18 protein-coding genes and 2 pseudogenes are annotated in these 21,577 nt (G+C 69.8%); 11 read left to right on the forward strand and 9 right to left on the reverse strand.

Annotation, left to right across the window (positions count from 1 at the left end):
• Positions 1-67: 67 nt before the first annotated feature.
• Both ACRAWB_RS06335 and mgtA read left to right on the forward strand, forming a co-directional pair.
• Positions 68-994 (forward strand): universal stress protein, encoded by a 927-nt coding sequence (locus tag ACRAWB_RS06335; RefSeq protein ID WP_431352543.1) that lies wholly within the window; start codon positions 68-70, stop codon positions 992-994.
• Positions 991-3,633 (forward strand): magnesium-translocating P-type ATPase, encoded by a 2,643-nt coding sequence (mgtA, locus tag ACRAWB_RS06340; protein ID WP_431352544.1) that lies wholly within the window; start codon positions 991-993, stop codon positions 3,631-3,633. The genes ACRAWB_RS06335 and mgtA overlap by 4 nt, the downstream gene beginning before the upstream one ends.
• A gap of 28 nt (positions 3,634-3,661) precedes the next feature.
• Here mgtA and ACRAWB_RS06345 read toward each other — a convergent pair whose 3' ends face one another.
• The gene (locus tag ACRAWB_RS06345) at positions 3,662-4,084 is read right to left on the reverse strand and encodes a hypothetical protein (protein WP_431352545.1); all 423 of its coding nucleotides are present in this window, start codon (positions 4,082-4,084) and stop codon (positions 3,662-3,664) included.
• Between the two features lie 155 nt (positions 4,085-4,239).
• On the opposite strand from ACRAWB_RS06345, the pseudogene adhP reads away from it, so the two are divergent.
• The 3 genes and pseudogenes from adhP (at position 4,240) to ACRAWB_RS06360 (ending at position 8,702) form a co-directional block, all read left to right on the forward strand.
• Positions 4,240-5,309: pseudogene (gene adhP, locus ACRAWB_RS06350) on the forward strand (alcohol dehydrogenase AdhP).
• Positions 5,290-7,239 (forward strand): heavy metal translocating P-type ATPase, encoded by a 1,950-nt coding sequence (locus tag ACRAWB_RS06355; protein WP_431352546.1) that lies wholly within the window; start codon positions 5,290-5,292, stop codon positions 7,237-7,239. The pseudogene adhP and the gene ACRAWB_RS06355 overlap by 20 nt, the downstream one beginning before the upstream one ends.
• A 1,160-nt stretch (positions 7,240-8,399) precedes the next feature.
• Positions 8,400-8,702: a hypothetical protein gene (locus tag ACRAWB_RS06360; protein WP_431352547.1), complete on the forward strand. Its 303-nt coding sequence runs from the start codon at positions 8,400-8,402 to the stop codon at positions 8,700-8,702.
• A 55-nt stretch (positions 8,703-8,757) separates the two neighbouring features.
• On the opposite strand, the gene ACRAWB_RS06365 is transcribed toward ACRAWB_RS06360, so the two are convergent.
• Positions 8,758-9,147, reverse strand: a complete 390-nt coding sequence (locus ACRAWB_RS06365) for a carboxymuconolactone decarboxylase family protein (protein ID WP_431352548.1) — start codon at positions 9,145-9,147, stop codon at positions 8,758-8,760.
• 95 nt (positions 9,148-9,242) lie between these two features.
• Between ACRAWB_RS06365 and ACRAWB_RS06370 the strand changes: the two genes are divergently transcribed.
• On the forward strand, positions 9,243-9,887 hold the full coding sequence (locus ACRAWB_RS06370; protein ID WP_431352549.1) for a TetR family transcriptional regulator: 645 nt from the start codon (positions 9,243-9,245) through the stop codon (positions 9,885-9,887).
• Positions 9,888-9,897: 10 nt separating this feature from the next.
• On the opposite strand, the gene ACRAWB_RS06375 is transcribed toward ACRAWB_RS06370, so the two are convergent.
• A complete protein-coding gene (locus ACRAWB_RS06375; protein ID WP_431352550.1) occupies positions 9,898-10,668 on the reverse strand; it encodes an SRPBCC domain-containing protein in 771 nt (256 codons plus the stop codon).
• 82 nt (positions 10,669-10,750) lie between these two features.
• On the opposite strand from ACRAWB_RS06375, the gene ACRAWB_RS06380 reads away from it, so the two are divergent.
• Positions 10,751-11,209, forward strand: a complete 459-nt coding sequence (locus ACRAWB_RS06380; protein ID WP_431352551.1) for an SRPBCC family protein — start codon at positions 10,751-10,753, stop codon at positions 11,207-11,209.
• A 49-nt stretch (positions 11,210-11,258) separates the two neighbouring features.
• The gene (locus ACRAWB_RS06385; protein WP_431352552.1) at positions 11,259-11,774 is read left to right on the forward strand and encodes a hypothetical protein; all 516 of its coding nucleotides are present in this window, start codon (positions 11,259-11,261) and stop codon (positions 11,772-11,774) included.
• Positions 11,775-11,784: 10 nt separating this feature from the next.
• Here the strand turns inward: ACRAWB_RS06385 and ACRAWB_RS06390 are convergent, their stop codons facing one another.
• Genes ACRAWB_RS06390 through ACRAWB_RS06400 form a run of 3 tightly spaced genes read right to left on the reverse strand, consistent with a single transcriptional unit; the run spans position 11,785 to position 14,400 of the window.
• Positions 11,785-12,597 carry an aldo/keto reductase gene (locus ACRAWB_RS06390; RefSeq protein WP_431352553.1) on the reverse strand — a complete coding sequence of 271 codons (813 nt, stop codon included), beginning with the start codon at positions 12,595-12,597 and terminating at the stop codon, positions 11,785-11,787.
• A 40-nt stretch (positions 12,598-12,637) separates the two neighbouring features.
• A complete protein-coding gene (locus ACRAWB_RS06395; protein ID WP_431352554.1) occupies positions 12,638-13,168 on the reverse strand; it encodes a hypothetical protein in 531 nt (176 codons plus the stop codon).
• A complete protein-coding gene (locus ACRAWB_RS06400) occupies positions 13,159-14,400 on the reverse strand; it encodes an RICIN domain-containing protein (RefSeq protein WP_431352555.1) in 1,242 nt (413 codons plus the stop codon). The genes ACRAWB_RS06395 and ACRAWB_RS06400 overlap by 10 nt, the downstream gene beginning before the upstream one ends.
• Positions 14,401-14,539: 139 nt before the next feature.
• Between ACRAWB_RS06400 and ACRAWB_RS06405 the strand changes: the two genes are divergently transcribed.
• From ACRAWB_RS06405 to ACRAWB_RS06415, 3 genes are all read left to right on the forward strand, one after another.
• Entirely contained in the window at positions 14,540-15,319 is a 780-nt protein-coding gene (locus ACRAWB_RS06405) for a phosphatase PAP2 family protein (protein ID WP_431352556.1), read from the forward strand.
• Positions 15,316-16,146 (forward strand): DUF1206 domain-containing protein, encoded by an 831-nt coding sequence (locus tag ACRAWB_RS06410; protein WP_431352557.1) that lies wholly within the window; start codon positions 15,316-15,318, stop codon positions 16,144-16,146. The genes ACRAWB_RS06405 and ACRAWB_RS06410 overlap by 4 nt, the downstream gene beginning before the upstream one ends.
• A 100-nt stretch (positions 16,147-16,246) precedes the next feature.
• Positions 16,247-16,888, forward strand: coding sequence for an HdeD family acid-resistance protein (locus tag ACRAWB_RS06415; protein WP_431352558.1), 642 nt, complete (start codon positions 16,247-16,249; stop codon positions 16,886-16,888).
• A gap of 87 nt (positions 16,889-16,975) precedes the next feature.
• Here ACRAWB_RS06415 and ACRAWB_RS06420 read toward each other — a convergent pair whose 3' ends face one another.
• The 3 genes and pseudogenes from ACRAWB_RS06420 to ACRAWB_RS06430 all read right to left on the reverse strand — a co-directional run bounded on the left by ACRAWB_RS06420 (position 16,976) and on the right by ACRAWB_RS06430 (position 21,498).
• Positions 16,976-18,676: an RICIN domain-containing protein gene (locus ACRAWB_RS06420; protein ID WP_431352559.1), complete on the reverse strand. Its 1,701-nt coding sequence runs from the start codon at positions 18,674-18,676 to the stop codon at positions 16,976-16,978.
• Between the two features lie 61 nt (positions 18,677-18,737).
• Positions 18,738-20,731 (reverse strand): annotated as a pseudogene (locus ACRAWB_RS06425) (S9 family peptidase).
• Complete coding sequence (locus ACRAWB_RS06430) at positions 20,728-21,498, reverse strand: SDR family oxidoreductase (protein WP_431352721.1); 771 nt, start codon at positions 21,496-21,498, stop codon at positions 20,728-20,730. The pseudogene ACRAWB_RS06425 and the gene ACRAWB_RS06430 overlap by 4 nt, the downstream one beginning before the upstream one ends.
• Positions 21,499-21,577 lie beyond the last annotated feature (79 nt).

The following is a 21,577-nucleotide window of genomic DNA, read 5'->3' on the forward strand; positions in this document are numbered from 1 at the left end:
TCGGCACTACGGAGGAGCTGGCGGTCCCAGGAGGATCGGTTCGTCGGTTCAGCCCTCGGAGGATGCGATGACGTACACCATCATGGTCGCGGTGGACGGCCGCCCCGAGCACCGGGCGGCCCTCGACTGGGCAGCGACCCGCGCGGCGCGGGACGCGGCTCGGCTCGAACTCGTCTACGTGATCGAACGCTCGTGGGGCGACAGCCCCGACCGGCCGGGCAGAGCGCTGGAACTCGCGGCACGCACGCTCCTCGAGGCGGAGCGGACGATCGCCCTTCGACGGATGGCGGACTTCGCACGTCGGGTGACGGTGCCGCCGTCGAGCGCGAGCGATGCGGCTCTGCCCGGCGGCGAGCAGGAGGTCACAGCCGGCTTCCGTTACGGCCACGTCGGGCGCGAGCTCGTACGAGCGTCGGCCGGGGCCGACCTCCTTGTCATCGGGACGCCCTCGGAGCTCGACCGCCAGCACGCCTTCTCCGGTTCGCTCGCCGTTCGCGTCGCCGCGGCGGCGGAATGCGCCGTCGCCGTCGTCCCGCATGGCTGGGAGCCGCGGGGGAGGGGCGTCGTGGTGGGGGTCGACGGGGAGCCGCCGGCCGAGGCCGCCGTGGCGTTCGCGGCTGATGAGGCCGCAGCACTCGACGAACCGCTCACCGTGGTGTGCGCCGGCTATGTCGCGAACCCCCTCCTCGCCGGTCTCGTCCCGGAGATCTCGCTCGGGGACCGTCGCCGGCAGATCGTGGACGCGGCCCGGGAGTACGCGCTCGAACTGGATCGGGGCATCACCGTGTTCGCGGAGGTGGTGGAGACGTCGCCGGCGCCCGGGATCGTGGCGGAGGCGGACGGCTCCCGGATGCTCGTCATCGGCACGCGGGACCGGCACGGCGTCCAACGGGTGATGCTGGGCTCGGTCGGACACGATGTCCTGCTCAACGTCCGCGTCCCTGTCGTCGTCGTACGGACGCGCAACGAGGCGCTCACCCGGCTCCATCCGTGAACGAGGCTACCGCGCTCCGGCAGCCGGATTCCGCGAGCCCCGTACGGGACGCGGCCGCGCGCGACGCGGCCTCACTGCTCGCGGACACTCGCTCTTCCGCCGAGGGGCTGTCAGCGGAAGAGGCGGCGGCCCGGCTCTCGCGCGACGGGCCGAATGCAGTCAGGGGGCACCGGGCACGACCCTGGATGGTCCTGCTCCGCCAGTTCCGGAGCCCGATCCTCCTGCTGCTCCTGGTGACCTCCGCGGTGTCGGCCGTCGTCGGCGACCGCGTCGACTCGTGGATCATCGCCGTCATCCTGCTGATCAGCGTCGGCCTCGGCTTCGTCAACGAGTTCCGAGCGGAACGGTCGGCGGACGCTCTGCACGACCGGCTGCGCCACCGGGCGGTCGTACTGCGATCGGGAGCGCCTGCATCCGTCGACGTGACGGAGCTGGTCGTCGGCGACGTCGTCCGGCTCAGCGTCGGCACCGTGGTCCCGGCGGACCTCCGCCTCCTGGAAGCGACGGCACTGGAATGCGACGAGAGCATCCTCACGGGCGAGGCGGCTCCCGTGGCCAAATCGGTCACGGCGGTGCCATCAGGCAGCTCGGTCGCCGACCTGTCCTCGTGCGCGCTGATGGGGACGGTCGTCCATGCGGGCAGGGGAGTGGGGGTGGTGGTCGCCACGAGGGCGGCGACCGAGTTCGGGCGGATCGCGATCGGTCTCGGGGCGCAGGAGCCGCAGACGGAGTTCCAGCGCGGGCTCGGCAGGTTCTCGGTGTTCCTCCTGGCTGTCGCCCTCGTGCTGACGACCGTCATCTTCGCCGCGGCTCTCGTGCTCGGCCGTCCGTTGGTGGAGTCGCTCCTGTTCGCGCTGGCGATCGCCGTCGGGATCACCCCGCAGCTCCTGCCGGCCGTCGTCAGCACCAGTCTCGCCGCCGGGGCCCGATCCCTCGCACGCCAACGGGTGCTGGTGAAGCGGATGGTGTGCATCGAGGACTTAGGCGACCTGGACCTGCTGGTGACCGATAAGACGGGAACCTTGACGAGCGGGGAGATCACCTTCGACCGGGCGGTGCCCGTCGCCGCAGCCGGTCCGGCCGACGTGGTGCTCCTGGGCTTGTTGGCGACGGACGCTCAGCCGAGCGCGGCGGGAGATGTGGGGATGAATCCGCTGGATACGGCCCTGTGGGCGGCGGCGGATGCCGCAGGCTCAGAGGTCACCGCCTACCGCCGACTCGCTCTTCGGCCCTTCGACCACGAGCGGAGAAGGTGCACGGCCTTGGTCGCCGTCGGCGGATCCCCGCCGACCGTCGTCGTCAAAGGCGCACCGGAATCGGTGATGCCGCTCTGCGGCCCGGACGCCGCCGGCGCAGCCACCGTCCTGGCGGAGCTGTACGCGGTCGGCGCGCGGGTCGTGGCCGTCGCCTCCCGTGCCGTCCCCGGCAGTGACACGCTGGACGACCGGCTCGAGGCCGGTCTGACCTTGCAGGGCTTCCTCACCTTCCGCGACGGCCTGAAGCCGGACGCTCGCGACTCCCTGCGTCGGCTCGTCGATCTGGGGGTCGACGTGAAGGTGGCGACGGGTGACAGCGCGGTGGTCGCAGAACGCGTCTGCACCGAGCTGGGCATGCCGACACTCCGGACTCTCACCGGGGCGGACATCGACCGGCTCACGGATGCCGACCTCGTCGAGCAGGCCCGCAGCGCGTCCATCTTCGCGCGGGTGTCGCCGGAACAGAAAGCGCGCATCGTTCGCGCCCTCCGTCAGAAGGGCCGCGCGGTCGGCTTCCTCGGTGACGGCGTCAACGATGCGCTGGCCCTGCATCTCGCCGATGTCGGGGTATCGGTGGACACGGCGGTCGATGTGGCGAAGGACGCCGCCGACGTGATCCTGCTGGAGAAGGACCTCGGTGTGCTGGCCGACGGGGTCACCGAGGGTCGCCGCATCTTCGCGAACACGATCAAGTACGTGCTCATGGGCACGTCGAGCAACTTCGGCAACATGTTCAGTGCCTCGGTCGCGTCGGTCGTGCTGCCGTTCCTGCCGATGCTGCCGGGGCAGCTGCTGCTGAACAACCTGCTGTACGACAGCAGCCAGCTCGCCATCCCGACCGACCGGGTCGATCCGGAGCAGCTGCGTGCCCCCGCCCACTGGGACATCGGAGCGATCCGGCGGTTCATGCTGCTGTTCGGCCCGATCAGCTCGCTCTTCGACTTCGCGACCTTCGCGCTCATGCTCGCCGTCCTGCATGCGGGGCCACCGGAGTTCCGCTCGGGCTGGTTCATCGAGTCGATCGCGACTCAGACGCTGATCGTCTTCGCCATCCGCACCCACCGCGTCCCGTTCCTGCGCAGCCGCCCGTCGCCGGCCCTCGTAGCTGCGGTGCTCGGCGTGGTGGCCGTCGGGGCGTGGCTGCCGTACTCACCCCTGTCCGGTCTGCTCGGGTTCACCCCGCTGCCCACGGGGTTCTTCCTCGCCCTGGTCGCCACGGTGCTCGTGTACCTGGTGCTCGTCGAGGCGGCGAAGCTCTGGTACTACCGGAGGCTGGCAGCCGCGGTGCCTGTGCACCGGCACAGGGAGTACCGGCACCGCGTCGCGCGCCGCGCGGCCCGGTTCACGGCACGGCAGCCGTTGCGGACGATCGCGCGACGGTGATCGTCTCGCCGGATCGATGGATGACGGCTCACGACGCCGTCGCCGTGCTGCGCCGGAACAGGCCGAGGCCGAGCAGCACGAGACCGAGTTCACCCAGCCCGGCGACGAAGTACGCCGCCTGCAACGGGCTGAACGGGATGAACATCATCTGGACGAAGATCCAGATCAACAGCCCGAACGCCGCGACCGCGGTTGCGAATGCGCCGGAAGGCCGCTCGCGACCGACCAGCACGGACGCCGCCAGGTGGGTGCCACCCACGACGACGGCGAGGATAAGCCCCGGCACCACGTAGGTCGTGAACGGGCTGCCGCCGAGATAGGCGCGGGGCGGGACGACGCCGCCGGAGGCGGCGGTGAGAGCGCCGATGATCAGCGCGAGGCCGCCCGCAACCGCCGTGACACCGATTGCCGCGCTCAGCACGGTCAGGGTGATGCGAATCCAACGTTTCATGGCTTCTCCCGGAGTCTCTTCTCCTCCCAGGGTGGTCCGCCGATGGCCACCGCGACGGGCCGAAAGACCCGTCAGCGCGTGATGCGAGGGACCTTCGGCCCAGTGGCGGCCGGCGCCTCCATCGACACTGGCTGGAGAACCGAAGGAGCACTCTCATGCATGCAGCCGTCGTGAACCGCTACCGCGAGCCGCTGACCGTCGAGGACCGTCCCATCCCGACCCCCGGCCCGGGGCAGGTCCTGGTGCGTATGGAGGCGTGCGGCCTCTGCCACACGGATATCCACGCGATGAACGGCGACTGGCCGGTCAAGCCCGGGCTGCCGTTCGTCCCCGGCCACGAGGGCGTGGGGATCGTCGAACGCCTCGGCGACGGCGTCACCAGCCGTGAGGTGGGACAGCGGGTGGCGCTGCCGTGGCTGGGCTACGCCTGCGGCGAGTGCCGCTACTGCATCGACGGTCGCGAGAACCTGTGCGAGCGACAGCACAACACCGGCTATTCCGTGGATGGCGGGTACGCCGAGTACGCCGTCGCGGAGGCGCGTTTCGCCACACCCGTCCCGGACGGCGTCAGCGCGTTCGAAGCGGCCCCTCTGACCTGCGCGGGCGTCACCACGTACGCCGCCATCAGGAACGCACGGGTCGTCCCGGGGAGCGGGTCGCGATCTTCGGCATCGGCGGGCTCGGCCACCTGGCTGTTCAGTACGCGCGACTGGTCGGGGCGAAGGTCGTCGCCGTCGATGTCTCCGAGGACAAGCTCGACCTCGCCGTCGAATTGGGCGCCGACCACGCCGTGAACGCGGCCGAGGTGGACCCGGCGGAGGCCATCCACCATCTCGGGGGCGCGGACGTCGCCGTCGTGCTGGCGGTCGCTCCGAGCGTGTTCGATCAGGCCTTCCGGTCGCTGAATCGCGGCGGCCGGCTCGTCCTCGTGTCGCTTCCGGCGGAGGGGACCCTCACCGTCCCGATCTTCGACACCGTCCTTAAAGGCATCTCGATCATCGGATCCATCGTCGGAACGCGGCAGGACTTGGCCGAGGTGTTCGCGCTGCACAAGGCCGGCAGGACGCGGGTCATCGCCGAGGCGCGGCACCTCCGCGAAGTCAACGACGCCGTCGAGGAGGTGCTGTCCGGCCGCGTGCAAGCCCGGCTGGTCTTCACCTACGAGTCGGGGCTTCCTGCAGAGACCGCGACACCGAGCACCGCCCGTGCCACCACGGACGGCTGACGACGCCTCCGCGGCTCGGGGCACGGGTCGCCGCGTCCTCTCACTCGCTCGTCGCTACTGGGTCGTCACTCTGACCCTCGGCGTCGGCATCGCCTGCGCGGTGCTCTACCTCGCCGGCAGCCGGACCGTCGCGCTATGGGCGGCCGCGCTCTACGCCCTCGCCAACGCTGTCGGGTACACCGTCCGGATGATCCGGAGCGTCATCGGCGGCCGGGTCGGTGTCGATCTCCTGGCGATCGTCGCCATCGCCGCGACCGTGCTCGTGGGGGAGGTCGCGGCAGCGCTGGTCGTCGTCCTCATGCTCGCCGGCGGTGAGGCGCTGGAGGACTACGCCAATCGGCGGGCGCGCCGGGAACTCGATGCGCTGCTGCAGCGGGAACCGCGGACCGCGCACAGGTTCGTCGCCGCGCGCGCCGACGAGGTCGACGACGTGCCCATCGCCGACGTCGCGCCGGGCGACGCGCTGCTGGTACGTCCGGCGGAGGTGGTCCCCGTGGACGGCGTGCTCCTCGGCCCGAGCGCATCGCTCGACCTCTCCTCCATCACGGGGGAGAGCATCCCGGTCGAGCGCGGACCCGGGGACGCCCTTCTCAGCGGCAGCGTCAACGGCGCCACCGCGATCCGCCTCCGGGCCACCGCCAGCGCCGTCGACAGCCAGTATCAGCAGATCGTCGGATTGGTCGCGCAGGCGGCGCGCAGCAAGGCCCGGGTGGTGCGCCTCGCGGACCGTGTCGCCGTCCCGTTCACCGTGTTCTCGCTCGCGCTGGCCGGCCTCGCGTGGTTCGTCAGCGGCGATCCGGTGCGATTCGCGCAAGTGCTCGTCCTTGCGACCCCGTGCCCGCTCCTGATCGCGGCTCCTGTCGCGTTCATCGGCGGGATGGGCTGTGCGGCGCACCGGGGTGTGATCGTGCGCACCGGGACCGTGCTGGAGACGCTGGCGTCCGCGAGGACCGTGGTGTTCGACAAGACCGGCACCCTCACCACCGGCCGCCCCGTCCTGCGGGAGGTCAGGGCGGCGCCCGGCCACGACCCCGACCGTCTCCTGGCGCTCACCGCGAGCGCCGAGCGGTACTCCTCCCATGTGCTGGCGGAGTCGGTGGTGCGTGCCGCCGAGGAGCGATCGCTCCCGCTGCTCCGCGTCTCGACGGCCGAGGAGCGGGCTGCGAGCGGGGTCACCGCCGACGTGGACCGACACCGCGTCGTCGTCGGCACGTTCCCCTTCGTGTCCGCGCGCTCCGTCGGGGCCGAACGGACACTGATCGGCCCGGGTGAATTGGCGGTCTACGTCGCGGTCGACGGCGCTTTCGCGGGGTCGCTGATCGAGCGGGACCCGCCGCGCGCCGATACCGCCTCGACCCTGCGAGAGCTGCGCGCGCTCGGGATCGAGAACGTCGAAATGCTCACCGGGGATGCGCCCGAGACGGCGGCGTCCATCGCCCGCGAGCTCGGTATCACCCGGTTCACGGCGGAGTGCCTTCCTGCCGACAAAGTCGAGCACGTCGGATCGCTGCAGCAGCGGCCGGTGGTCATGGTGGGGGACGGCGTGAACGACGCGCCCGTGCTCGCACGCGCAGACGTCGGCGTCGCCATGGGGGCGCGTGGCGCCACGGCGGCGAGCGAGTCCGCCGACGTCGTGCTCCTCGTCGACGACATCGCCGGTGTCGTGGACGTCATCCGGATCGGACGCCGCACCCTTCGAATCGCCCTCCAGAGCGTGTGGCTGGGCATCGGCGTCTCGGTGGCCCTCATGATCGTGGCGGCGTTCGGCGTCATCCCGGCGATCGTCGGAGCGTTGCTGCAGGAGCTGGTCGACGCGGTGACGATCCTCGCCTCCCTGCGTGCCGCGCGACCCGGCCGTGCCGAGCGCCGGTCGTCCTCGAGTGACCAAAGTCCCTCCCCGGCGGCTTCCACGGCGCCGCAGGATGGGTGACGGAACGAAAGCCGCCTGACCGCGTCGCAGCACTGACCGCGACGGTCCCAGCGGTCAGGGCGCCGGTCTATCGCTCCCGGACCCGCGTGCGAAGCGGGACGGTGGAGCCCGCCGGCGGGGCCCGCGGCGCGACGACGGGGAGCGCCGCGGGCCGTCATCGGTCCGCTTATTGATCGAAAAGAGCCCGAAATGCATACCCACACCTTGCGCTCAGCCCGGCGCCTGACCGCGGCCGCCTCGGCCACGGCGGCCGTCGCCGCTGTGACGGTCCTCCTGGCAGCGCCGGCAGACGCCGGAACGCTCGCCGCGCACACGGCGACCGGGTCCACGGTAACCGTCTCCTGTCCGCCGTTCGATCTCGGGACCCTCCCCGGAGGGACCATGAGCGAGGGGAGGGACATCAACGCGTTCGACGTCAGCGTCGGCGTCTCGACAGCCGACAACCAACCCCGGTTCTTCCGCGCAGCGCGGTGGAGCCCCGGTGGTCGCGTTACCGACCTCGGAACCCTGCCAGGAGGCACGGAGAGCACGCCGAGGGCGATCAACGCTCTGGGCTTCGTCGCCGGTGACTCGAACGCTGGAACGGCGAGCGGAGTGTCGCCGTCACGCGCCGTCTTCTGGGATCCCTTCGGACATATCCACCGGCTCCCGGTCCCGGCCGGAACGACGTCGAGTTCCGCCACCCAGCTCAACCAGCTCGCGATCATGATCGGGCGCGCGGACGGTGCGACCCGGACCGACGCGCTTCGGTGGACGCCGTTCGGCGGGATGACCGTTCTCGCCGCCCTGCCGGGGACCGCGGGCAGCGTGCCGCTGGCGATCAACGACCACGGGGTCGTAGTGGGCAACTCGGTGCTCGGAACCAGTCGCTCGGTGGGCGTGGCGCTGCGGTGGAACGCCGTCGGTCAGGTCACGCGTCTGGAGAGCCTGCCCGGAGCCGTGCGCAGCACCGCGAACGCGGTCAACAACGACGGCACCGCGGTCGGCACGGCGACCTTCAGCAGCGGCCTCACCCGAGCGGTGCGGTGGGACTCCTACGGACACGCGCGGCCCCTCGGTGCGCTGCCGAGCGGTGACGCGAGCATCGCCACAGGCATCAACGCGGCCGGCGTCACCATCGGCTCGGCCAATTCGACGCCCGGGGAGCGCTCCGCGCCGTCATGTGGAACAGGGCAGGTCAGATCGTCCCGCTGGCGACTCTCGGCGCCGAGACGACCGTCGTCGACATCAACGACCGCGGGTACATGGCCGGGTATGCACGCCCGTCGGACGCGGTGCTTCCTGTGGCAGCACGCTGGTCGCCGTCCGGCGCGATCACTCGGCTCGGCGTCTTCCCGGGCGGCGACGAGGACGGTATCGGCGCGGCTATCGCTCCGGACGGAACGGTCGCAGGGTTCGCCTCCAACCCGAACGAGGACAACCACGCCGTGCTGTGGAAGGTGAGCGCGTGTCCGCTTCAGTGATGCGTAAGCTGACATAATGTGCATTATCGGCGTATAACCGCGACTTGCGGCCGCGCTAGCCGTTCTCCGCGAACACCTCCGCCGCGACACCGTAGCCTTCGAATGCACGAGCGACACCGGCGTAGGCGGCGAGCTGGATGAAAACCTCGACGATCTCTTCTTTCGTCACGCCGTTGTTGAGTGCGATCCGGAGTTGGCCGCGCAGCGGTTCGAGCACTCCGAGCGTCGCTGCGATGGCCACAGAGACGATCGCACGGGTCCGGGTGTCCAGCCTGTCGGTGCGCGGCCACGCATCACCGAACGCCTGGATGGTCGCGATGCGTTTGAAGTCGTCGGCGTTCTCCGGCTCGGTCGGCGCAGTGCCGAGGAACCGTTCGAGTCGGAAACCGAGCAGTCGCTCCGCCTCGTCGAGCGCCGCGTCGTAATCGCGTGTGTCCTCCGTCATGTCGACCTCTCTAAGTAACTAGTTGGTTACATGGGAACATACTCGCCCCCTCCCCCTAATGCAACTAACCGGTTACTTACCACTAGAGTGGCCAGATGACACGGTTTCGAGACGCGGATGCTACCCGCGCGCGCATCCTGGAAGCGGCCGCTGAGGAGTTCGCCGCCGTGGGTATCGCCGGTGCCCGCGTTGACCGGATCGCCGAGAACGCCGACGCGAACAAGGCCATGCTCTACCGGTATTTCGGCACCAAAGACGAGCTGTTCGATGCCGTGTTCACGGCTCACGTCGTCGCCTTCGTCGAGCGCATCCACTTCGACCCCGCTGACCTCCCCGGGTACGCCACCCAACTCTTCGACTCCTACCAAGACCACCCGCGCACCCTCCGCCTCACCCACTGGTACCAGCTCGAGCGCCCCGACGGTGAGCCCCTTCGCGCAATCGTCGAATCCCACCAGGTCAAGCTCAACGCCATCGCCGACGCCCAGGCCGCCGGCACGGTGCCTGACGACTACAGCCCCGTCGAACTGCTCGCGCTCGTGCGGGGAATCGCGATGGCATGGGACAACCTCGCCCCGCAACTCGGCAGTTCGACACCCGAGCCTCGAGAACGCCGACACGCCGCGGTGAGGGACGCAGTAAGCCGGCTCATCGACGTGCCGAAGAGACACATTGGGACCGAATCTGAGCTGAAGGGCACCCTGCCGTTGCCGTTCGCGAACGGCTCCAGCTCCGGTTGACGGAACGGCGTCAGGACCCCGCACCCGCCAGCAGTTCCTCGAGCCGGTCCAGCTGCTGGCTCCAGCCGGGCTCCAACCCGGCGAGCATCGGCGCCGCCTCCGTATCGGCTCCCTCCGCGGTGATGCGCACGCGCAGCGCCGCGCCGTCGCCGACGGGCTCGAGCGCCGCATCCACGATCACCTCGAAGTACGGCCGGCCGCTCGGGTCGATCGGCGACAGGTCGAAGACGATGCGGCGGCCGGGGTCGACCGAGCGGACCGCCCCAGCGGACGCGTACTCGGCGCCGTCACCCTCGCGCAGCACCAGCTCGACCGGCGCGCCGGCCTGCGGCGCCACGACGCAGCGGACGACCTCGAAGTGCCGGGGCGCCCACCAGCGCGCCGCCTCCCGCGCGTCCGTCCAGGCCCGCCACACCGCATCGGCCGGCGCGGCGAACGTGCGCTCGAGCCGGATGTCGGCCGTCGCCCCGGCGGACCGGACCGCGGCCGCGTAGCGCTGCAGGGCGTCGTCGTCGGGCGTGGCGGCCGCCAAGCCGCCCAGCCAGTCGGCGAGTTCGCGGAAGCCGTCTCTGTCCAGCCGCGCGAGGCGTCGGCGACCAAGTCGCTCGATGGAGACGACGCCGACCGATTCGAGCAGCTGCAGGTGCTTCGTGGTCTGCGGTTGCAGCGCGCCGATCCCGATAGCCACCTCCCCGACCGTGCGCGGGCCGTCGGCGAGCAGGCTCAGGATGCGGAAGCGCGTCGGCTCCCCCATCGCGGCCAGCGCCTGCTGGATCTCCATGTCGACTCCCTCTTGACACATTCGTCACGACGAATATATCGTCTCGCTCGTATCGACGCAATCCAACCGAGAGGACAGAACCATGAAGACCATCGAGCGCACCATCCCCGCCCCGTCCGAAACCGTATGGGAGCTCTGGACCACCGCCGACGGCATCTCGCGCTGGTGGGCGCCGGACGGCTTCCGCACCGACGTCGAGCGCATCGACGTGCGCCCCGGAGGCGAGCTCGTCTACACGATGACCGCGGAGGACCCCGCACAGATCGCCTTCCTCGAACAGAACGGCCTGCCGCTGGGCACGCAGGCCAGGAAGGTCTTCACCGAGCTGAACCGACCCCACCGGATCGCCTACCGCTCGGTCATCGACTTCGTGCCGGACCATGAACCGTATGAGCAGTTGACAGTGGTCGACCTCCAGCCCTCGGACGACGGCACGCGCGTGGTCATGCAGGTGGAGGAGCTCCACGACGACGTCTGGACCGAGCGCCTTCTCGCCGGTCGCGCCAATGAGCTGGACAACCTCGTACGACTGGTCTCCTGACAGCAGACCCCGAGTGTTTTACTGAGAAGAACTCGAACGGGGGCACACGATGGAGAATGCGACGTATCTCGGTACCGACATCGCGGGGATGATGCATGCGGCACGCGCGGAAGCCCGACGCATCATGGACGCGAACAAGGGTGACATGGTCGGCGACCACAAAGCCATCCTCGACCGGCTGGAAGCGGCCGAACTGATCACCGACGAGGAAGTCGAGACACTGCTCGCGCTGTACAGACTCGGGTACGAGGCCGGCGAGAAGAAGACCGATCCGCAACGGGCGTACTTCGAGTCGCGAGAGATCTACGACAGGATGGCGGCGGGCGGCAAGGCCAGCCCCGTTGCGCTCGTCGTGGCGTCCGCTGCCGTCGGCTCCTTCGAGATCTCGGTCGCCCCTGAGGGGTCCACGACCGTCACCATCGCCCGGGTGAGCTACGGCTCGAGTCTTGCGGGCATCGGCGCCGGCATCGGATCGCTCCTCGGCGGGCCGGCCGGCGGCGTGCTCGGCGGAGCGATCGGCGGCCTCATCGGTGGAATCGTCGACGACAAGAAGGGCAAGAAGTAGGGCCGTCCGGCTAGAGCACTTCCAACGGCACCTTCCGCGGCGGTCGCGGGAAGAGTTGGTCGAGCTGATCGAGCTCGTCCGGCGTGAACGTCACATCCATGGCGGCCCGGTTCTCGAGGACATGCTCGCGTGTCGAGGCCTTGGCCGCCGCGAAGACGTCGGGATGGCGCAGCACCCAGGCGATGGCGATCTGGGCCGCGGTGACGCCCTTCGCCTCCGCCAGCGACGCGAGCGACGAGGTGCGCAGGAGGCTGCCGTGACCGATCGGCGAATACGACATCAGCGGGACGCGCGCGTCGCGGCACCACGGGAGCAGGTCGACTTCGGGCCCTCGTGTTTCCAGGTTGTAGAGCACCTGGTCGGTGGCGACGCGGTCGCCGCCCGGCACCGCGACGAGCTCGTCCATGTCGTCGGTGTCGAAGTTGCTGACGCCCCACGAACGGATGAGTCCTTCGCGCAGCAGCTCCTCGAATCCAGCGACGGTCTCGCTCAGTGGATGGCGTCCCCGCCAGTGCAGCAGATAGAGATCCAGGTGGTCGGTGCCCAGCCGACGGAGACTATCGCGACACGACTCCCCCATCCGCCGTCCATGGGCGTTGGTCGGCAGGACCTTGCTGATCAAATAGACATCGTCCCGGCGCCCGGCGATGGCTTCGCCGACCAGCAGTTCGGATGCTCCGTCGCCGTACATCTCGGCGGTGTCGATTGTCGTGAGGCCGGCGTCGATACCGGTGCGCAGCGCATCCAGTTCGCTGTCGTGCCGTGACGCATCCTCGCCCATGTACCACGTGCCCTGGGCGAGCCGGGAGCGGGTCGTTTCCATGTGGACGGACGGTACGCCCGCGGTGGCGGCTGTGAACCCCTTACGCCCCTCCGATCGTTGCGCTCCCGCACCGTCCGCGACGACGGACCGCGATGAGCGCTCCGACCACGGCGAGGACGGCCAGGCCGCCGGCACCTGCGACGGCGACCAGCGGATCGACCACCGGGACATCGACGATTCCGTCCGGGTCGACCGGCCCTCCATCCGGGTCCGGATCCGTCACGTCCGTCGGCACGACGCCGTCCGCCTGATAACTCAGCGGCCCTCTCGCCCCACCGGCCTGCCACGAACCGTCGCCCACCGGGCCTTTCAGCGCGAGATCGTCATCCGCGCGCAGACCGACGGTGTACTGCACCGTGGCGAACGGGATGAGGCTGTCATCGGCGATGCTCGGCAGCATCGCCAGCGAGATGGTCAGGGTTCGACCGCTGTCAGACAGTTCTCCCGTGAAGGGCAGGCCGCCGGTCCAGTTGGAGTACATGACGTCGCCGGTGAAGGTGGTTCCACTGGGGGCCGTCAATGTCACCCGCGAGCTGCTGGCGGAGGCACCTCCGTTGAGGGTCAGCTGCACGGTTCCCGTCTCCCCTCGCGCAGGGTCGTCGAGCGAGTCTGCGAGGCGGCCGGGTCTGTCGCAACCGGCTGGTTCGCGCCGTTCATGGCCCGCCACTTCTGCCCGGCGGAGCCGTTGCAGGTCCCCAGGCTGACCGCCCAGGAGTTGCCCGGATCGAGCTGCAGGCAGAGGCCCGACGTCCTCGCCACGATGGCGCCGTCGACGTAGTCCCAGAGCTGCCCTTTGCTGTTGTCGCAGTCCTGGATGATCACCCTGTCCCCCGCCAGCGGGTTCGGCGTCTGGGTCTGCAGGCAGGTCTTGTTCGACTGCAGCTGGCCCGTCGAGGTGAACGACCACCGTTGGTTGTTGTTGTAGTTGCAGCTCCACATCGCAACGACCGTGCCGTTCTCCCATTTGCTGCTAGGGACGTCGAGGCATCGGTTGTTCACGCCGGTGTTGAGCGAGACGGCCGTCGTGAGCGGCGGCTGCACGAAGCCTCGGGTGACGCGGACGCCGGAGCCCACGGTGGTGTGCGTGAGGGCGCCCTGGCCGACGCAGTCGGCGTACTCCATGCTGAATCCGACGTTGCCCGTCAGCCCCGCACTCGCGCTGCGCGGGGCTCCGAACGTGACGTCGACATAGGGCATCTGCGAGCACTGCGCGACGCTCGAGTAGTGCTCGACGAAGCCCGAGGTACGCGTGCCTTTGAGACCGCCCAGCGCAGGGACGGTCCACGAGCCGATCTCGACCTCCGCGCCGGTCACCGTGTCGACCGCCGTGCCGGTCCACTTCCGCGGAGCCGTCCGTTCGACGCGCAGGTCGTACGTGCGGCCGTAGACGGCGTCGAACTCGAGACCGCAGCTGACGCCCGGTCCCCCGTCTGCGCCGTCCGCGCAGTTCGGGTGGTCGGTGACCGTGCCCGGCATGAAGCTCGAGAAGACGCCTCGGATGCGTTCCGAGCCGTTCAGGTCGGGCCGCGGCTGCAGGCCGGTGTATCCGACGTACGTCGAGTCGGTGAAGTTGAACAACTCGGCGTAGTAGGTGCCAGGCTGACGGGACGTCGTGGGCGCCACCGTCATCGGGAAGCTCACGTCGGACAGCCCTTCCGGCGGCCACCCTGGGATCGACCACGTCACCTGGACATTGCCGCCGCCCACATTCGCTGCGGCCGGGGATGCGGCGACCAGTGCGAGTGCGCCGGCCGCGCCGAGTGCAGCGACGACGCCGGCGAGCTTTCTGGAGAAGATCTTCACACTGTTTAAGACGTGCTCGGGGCCGGATCGTGTCGCCGGAGACCCCGACGGAATGGAGAGCCGCACGATTTCCGCGTACAGTGCATGACGCCCGCCCCACGGGTCGCCGTTGCTCGCCGTCCCGAAAGGCCCCACCCAAGTGCCCGCAGCCGCTGACCTCCGAACGAGCCGTCTGTCCGATTGGAACAGACGGTTCATCGTCGAAGAACGCTACCTCCCCGCCGAGACCCGCCGGCGACTGTACCTGACGTCTGTCGTGCTCGTCATCGTCGGCCTGACCTCCTTCGTCCTCCTCGCCACGAACGTCATCACCCACACCGGCTACGAGCGCCTGGACGTACCGGTCGAACGTTGGTTCAACGCCCAGCGGTCCGCCGAGACGACCGGGTTCATGACCGTTCTGGCGATCATCTTCGGGCCGGTGGCCATGCCGTTCATCGTGCTCATCACCGTGATCGTCTGGGCGCTGCTGGCCCGGCACTTGTGGAGGCCCTTCCTGCTCGCGGTGGGAATGCTGACGGGCGTGGTGCTCGCGCAGATCCTCGCCCCGATCATCCAGCACCCCCGTCCGCCGCTGTCGCTCATGCTGATGGGACCGGACCACACCTTCTCGTTCCCCTCGGGGCACGTCCTCGGCGCGTCCGACTTCTTCCTCATCCTCGCGTTCCTGCTGGCGAGCCGCATCCAGAAACCCTGGTTCACCGTCCTTGCCTTCACGGTCGCCGTTGCGCTGATCGTCCTGCAGGTGGCCAGCCGCCTTTACCTGGGATACCACTGGATCAGCGACACCACCGGCTCCGTCGCCCTCTCGCTCGCCGTCCTCGGCGGAGTGATCGCGCTCGACACCCGGCGCACCGTGCGCGTCGAGGGCGAGAAGATCGAAGGCGAGCACTCGCAGCCGCAGGTGGACGGCACATGACGTCCAACGGGACCGCCGACGCCGGCGACAAGGTGCGCGACGCCGCCCGCACAGCGCGGGACAGCACGGTGCTGCACGTCCTCGCCCGGATCGGCTTCGCTGCCAGCGGTCTGGTGCAGGTGCTGCTCGGGGCACTCGCCATCCAGCTCGGAATCAACCACTTCGCGGACGCGGACCAGTCCGGCGCGATGGAGCAGCTGGGACAATTCCCCGGCGGGGTCGTGCTGCTCTGGGTGAGCCTGATCGGCCTGCTTTCCCTCGCGGTGTGGCTGCTCATCGAGGCCGCCCTGATGCGCGCCGGCACACCGGCGAAGCGCTGGGCGAGGCGGCTCCAGAACGTCGGGAAGGCGATCGCCTACGCAGCCCTCGCGCTGACCGCCCTCGCTGTGCTGCAGGGCCATCCGAGCGATGCCAGCTCCTCGACGCGCACCCTCAGCGCGCAGATCCTCGCCCTTCCCGGCGGTGTTGTGCTCCTGGTGCTGGTCGGCCTCGCCGTCATCGGCATCGGCGTGTTCCTGTTCATCAAGGGCGTGCGTCGAAAGTTCCTGCGCGACATCCAGCTGCCCGACCTCCCTGGCAGCGCGACCGCGCTGACCGTGCTCGGCGTTGTCGGCTACGTCGCCAAAGGATTCGTGCTCGGCGTCGCCGGGACGTTGTTCGTCGTGGCGGCCGTCACCGTCCGTCCGGACGAGGCCTCCGGACTGTACGGGGCGTTCGAGTCGCTGTCGACGCTCCCCCTCGGCGTCGCGCTGCTGATCGCCACCGGCGCAGGCCTCATCGCGTCGGGCGTCTACAACATCCTTCGGGCCTGGGTCGCACGCTTCTGAATCCGGCGCTCGCCGCGATCACCTCTGACGGCAGGCCCCATCCCAGCGCTAATGTCAGCACCAGCCGCAGGCCGCGGCTGCCATGCGAAGGGATGAAGCAATGAGCCTCAACGACCCGACCGACCCGATGCTGCACGAGTTCTCCCTGGACGCCCGTCACATGACGCGCTCCGCTATCAACGCGATCCGCACGGCGCTGGGCATCAGCGGCGCCGTCGGGCTGATCCTGGGGATCGTTCTGCTGTTCTGGCCCGAGAAGACCATCGCCGTGCTGGCGGTCTTCCTCGGGATCTACTTCCTCGTCGCCGGCGTGCTGCGTCTCGGCGTCGGCATCTTCAGCCGCGGGATGAGGGGCGGCTCTAGGGCGCTCAATATCATCCTCGGCGTCCTCCTCATCTTCGTGGGCATCCTCGCGCTCAAGAACGTCCAGACAGCCGCCATCACCCTGGTGATCTTCGCCGTCGCGTTCATCGGCGTCGGGTGGATCATCGAGGGCGTCATGGCGCTGGCCGAGTCCGGCCGCTCCCCCAACTCCGGATGGTCGATCGCGTTCGGCATCCTGAGCATCATCGCCGGCATCGTCGTGCTGTTCCTGCCGGTGTCGTCCGCCGCGGTGCTGCTGCTGTTCGCCGCGATCGCGCTGATCGTGCTCGGCATCATCGGCATCGTCCGGGCGTTCACATTCGGCCGCGACGTGCTGAAGGCGACGGACTCCGCTCCCGCGGCTCCGCGCGTCGCGTAGCGCCACGAAGTCGAAACGGCCCCGCTCGAATCACTCGAGCGGGGCTGTTCCGCCGCCCCCGGTCGTGCTGCGGCGAACTCGCGCCCGTCAGACCATGCGCGCCCGTCGCAGAGCGAGGAACGCATAGAGCAGCGCGCCCACACCGAGCCCGGCCAACCCGAGCGGATGCATCACCGGCACGTCGGCCGTGAACTGGGCTCCGTCAGCGACGTACTCGAGCACGCCGCTCGAACCGGCGGCCCGCCAGGAACCGTCAGCGACCGGCCCGCGGAGCGCGAGCGAGGCGTCCGCCTGCAGGACGGCGCTATAGGTCAGCGTGGCGAACGGGCTGAGGGAGTCGGCGAACGTCGGATCCGCGATCATGTCGAGCGACAGCTCGAGCGTCTTGCCATCGGCCGACAGAACGCCGTCGAACGTGGCCCCGCTCGCCCCGTTCGAGTACTGTGCCCGCCCGGTGAAGACGGTGCCGGTCGGCGCAGTGAGCACGACGCGCGAGCTCACGGCCGTGTCGCCAGCCGTCACCGAGACCTTCACATTCCCGGTGGCGCCCGGTTCAAGCGTGGGGATCGCGGATTGACGTGCGCTCGCGACGCTCGACGAACCGCCGAGGCGCCAGTTCTGCGTCGCGGTCCCGTCGCAGACGGCGAGCTCGAAGGTGGTGCCGATCGCGGTGACGGCGCCGACCGGCTGGAGGCACAGTCCGGAGTCCACATGCTGGATCGCCCCGTCGGCGAACTGCCACCGCTGGCGAGCGGATCCCGAGCAATTCATCAAGAACACTTCCGACCCTGCTGCGGGGCTCGCCGCGTCCACATCCAGGCAGATATCACCGGCGATGAGCTGGCCGCCTGCTGTCAGCGACCATCGCTGATTGCCACCGCCGTGGCACGACCACAGCGCCGGCTTCACTCCGTCCTTGAAGTCGCTCCCAGGCACATCGACGCACTCCCCCGTATCGCTGGTCGACGCTGCGCTCTGGAGCGGCCCGCTCGCGCTGGGAGCGGCCACGGTGCCGCGCGTGATCCTGACTCCGTTACCGACCGTGGTCGCCGTGAAGTTCGCCTGGCCGACGCAGTCGCTGTACTCGCCCCCCGACGTCGAGACTCCGGTCAGCCCACCCGGCGCCGTGGGACCGCCGTAGATCACGTCCATCCGCGGAGCCTCCCCGCAACTGATCACTCCCGCGTAATACTCCGCGAAGCCTCGGAACGTGGTCGTGAGCAGCCCGTCGCCCGGCACCGTCCACCGGCCGATGTGGACCTCGGAAGCGTCGACCGTGTCGACCGCCGTGCCGATCCAGCTGCCGTCCGCGGCTTTGGAGACGACCAGGTCGTAGGTGTGCCCGTAGACGGCGTCGAACTCGACGCCGCAGCTGACGCCCGCGCCTCCATCCGCGCCGTCGCTGCAGTTGGGATCTGTGGACCTCGACCCGGCGATGAAGCTGGAGAAGACGGCGCGCAATCGCTGCACACCGTCGACGTCCGGCCGCGGTTGCAGACCCGTATAGCCGCCGTCGGGGTTGTTCGTGATGACGAACTGCTGCGCGTAGTAGACGCCGTACACGCGGGCGGCGTCCGGGCTGACCGTCATCGGGAAGCGGATCTCCGGTACGCCCTCAGCGGGCGCGCCGGGGATGGACCAGTCGATCGCCACGTTCCCTCCCCCGACGTGCGCCGATGCAGGGCCGGCCCCGGCGACGACGAGTGCAGCCGCGGCGGCGATGGTCGCGACGACCCCGCCTACGCGAAGGCGCTTGCTGGTACCGCGATTCTGGGAAAAGATGCTCACACCAATGAAGACGAGCGACCGTCGGGATCATGTCGCGATCCGACGGAATCCGCTCCGTCGTTCAGCGGTGGTTGCTGCGGCTGGGCAGGTGATCGGCCCACCAGTCCAGGATGACGTCGAACCGCTGCCTGCGATGGCGCGGCCGTCCGCTGCGGCTCAGCTCGTGGTCCTCTCCGGGGAAGATGACCAGTTCGGTCTCCACGCCGCGCCGCTTGAGCGCCGCGTAGTAGCGCTCGGCCTGACCCAGCGGGCAGCGGAGGTCGGCCGACGAGTGGAGCACGAGCGTCGGCGTCCGCACCTGATCGACCACGGCCTGCGGGCTCTGGGAGCGCATGAGCTCCGGGTCGGTACCGGTGTACTCGTCGGCGAAGAAGCTGCCGATGTCGCTCGTGCCGACGAAGGCGTCGGGGTCCAGGAACCCGCGCTCGACGATCGCGCCGGCGAACCGGTGGTCGTGCGCGATGGTCCACGCCGTGAGGTAGCCGCCGTACGAACCGCCCATGATGCCGACCCGCTCGCGGTCGAGACCGGCGACCTGCTCGATCGAACCGTCGAGGAAGTCGAGCACGTCGTTGAGGTCGACCGTGCCCATCTTCTGACGGATGACCCGGCCGTGCTCCTGCCCGTACCCCGCGGAACCGCGCGGGTTGCACATGACGACCGCGTAGCCCGCGGCGGCGTAGACCTGCGCCTCGTCGAACAGTGCGGCGGTGTAGGAGGCGTACGGACCGCCGTGGATGTTGAGGAGCACGGGGTGCGGACCCTCCCCCTCCGGCACCAGCACCCACCCGTGGATCGGGTAGCCGTCGCGACCGGTGACCGTCAGCTCCTGCGGGGTAATCACGCCCTTCGCACGTAACGGCGCGGAGAGGTCGGTGAGGCGGTGCAGCCCCTCACCGTCGACCAGGGCGACATCGCCGGTTGTGCGCGCGTCGGCGAAGTTCACGACGATGGTGTCACCCGCGACGCCGGCGCCGCCGACCACGGTCCGGTCGTCGGTCAGCGTGCGGACCGCGCCCGACGCATCCACTTCGGTGAGCACGAGCGCCCCGCGACGGCGGTCGTGGACGAGCACGGTGTCGTCGCGATAGGCGACGATCTCCGACTCAGTGAAGTCCACGGTCTCGGGATCGGTCAGGATACGCGGTGCGGCACCCTCGCCGTCGATGACGTAGAGCGCGGCGTTACGGGCGACGAAGTCGCGGCCGCTCTCCCCACGTCCTGCGCGGTGAAGAACAGGACGCCGTTGTTCGCGTACTGCGCGTCCACGACGCTGTACGACCCGTGCGGGCCGGTCAGGTCGCGTGCGTCCCCGCCCTCTACCGGGACGGTGAAGACGTTCGAGCGCAGGTCGATGTCGCGGCTCGCGTGGCGCGCCGAGACGAAGGCGATGCGGCTGCCGTCCGGCGAGAACGAGATCGAGCCGTCGTCCCAGGGCCCGTCGGTCACCTGCCGCGGCTCCGCGACCGCCGACGCCGGGTCGCTGGAGCCGTCCGGCAGCGGGATGGGCGCGGGCGTCGGCGTCGACCAGACGTCCGGCACGGCGACGACGAAGACGTGCGCGTGCCGGTCGATCGTGTAGCCGAGCCCGTTGGCCTGATATTTCAGGGTGTCGATGCGGCGGGCGGGCTCCCCGTTCGGGTCGATGCCCTCGACCGTCCCGTACCGGCCCTGCTCGGGTTCGCGGCTGACGAAGGCCAGAGTGCGGCCGTCGGGCGCCCAGGCGAACTCGGTGACCCCCAGGGTGCGGTCCGTGACGGCGACCGGCTCTCCGCCGCCGGCGTCGACGACGTAGAGCTGCGGCGGCCGCTTCGGCTCGGCGCGGAGGAACGCCAGCAGGCGGCCGTCCGGCGAGAAACGCGGCGCGGTGTCGCGGAAGCCGCGGGTCAGCAGCTTGGGCGCCGCGTGACCGCCGAGCGGGATGGTCCACAGCTGCCCGACGGTCGCGTCCGCCGAGAGCGACGGATGCGTGATCGAGACGACCGCGCGGCCGCGCCCGGGATGCACGGTCGGCGTGGAGACGCCGACGAGCAGGTCGAGGTCGGCCGGCTTCACTCGCCGCGCCCCTCCGTCAGCTCCGACTCCACGATCGGCGTGAAGCTGGACACGTCGCCGACGAGGCGCGTGTGGTCGGCCGGGATCGGCTCCACCGCGGCGGCGGCGACCTCGGCGGCGAACTCGCTCACGTTGTACAGGCGACCGGCGGCCTCCTTGCGCGCGTCGATCGCGCCCGGGTTCAGGCGGTTGAGCAGCGTCGCGGTGATGGTGCCCTCGATCATGTCGCCGGAGACGACGACGAACTCGACGCCCTTCTCCTCGAGCGTCGGCAGGAGGGCGCGCAGGGCGTCCTCTCCGGCTCGCTTACTTACTGCGACGGCCTCGTACTCGGGCATCGTCGGGGTGGTCTTGATGAAGTGCGCCTGGTGGCTGGTGACGAACACGACGCGCGCGCCCTCGCCGAGCAGCGGCAGCGCGGCGGTCAGCGTGTTGACCTGCGCGTCGCGGTTGAGCTGCATGGCGTAGTCCTCGGCCATGCCCGACTCCATGCCGCCGGAGGCGTTGAGCACGAGGATGTCGAGACCGCCCCAGGCCTCCTCGACCGTCCGGAACATGGCCGCAACCGAGTCCGGATCCGTGAGGTCGGCGCCGACAGCCAGGGCCGTCCCGCCCTGCTCCTCGATGGCGGCGACGAGCTTCTGAGCCCGCGCCTCTTTGTTGCGGTAGTTGATGACGACGCTCGCGCCGGCCTCGGAGAGGTACTGCGCGGTGTCGGCGCCGATACCGCGGGACGAACCGGTCACGAGGGCGCGCTTGCCCGTCAGCGAACCAGGGGAAAGGGGTTGGCCACGAAAACTCCTCGGCGTCGATGTCTAGCATCCTGAGACTACCAAGTGCGTCCGA

This window comes from Leifsonia poae, from assembly GCF_050632865.1.
Lineage (GTDB): Bacteria > Actinomycetota > Actinomycetes > Actinomycetales > Microbacteriaceae > Leifsonia > Leifsonia poae_B.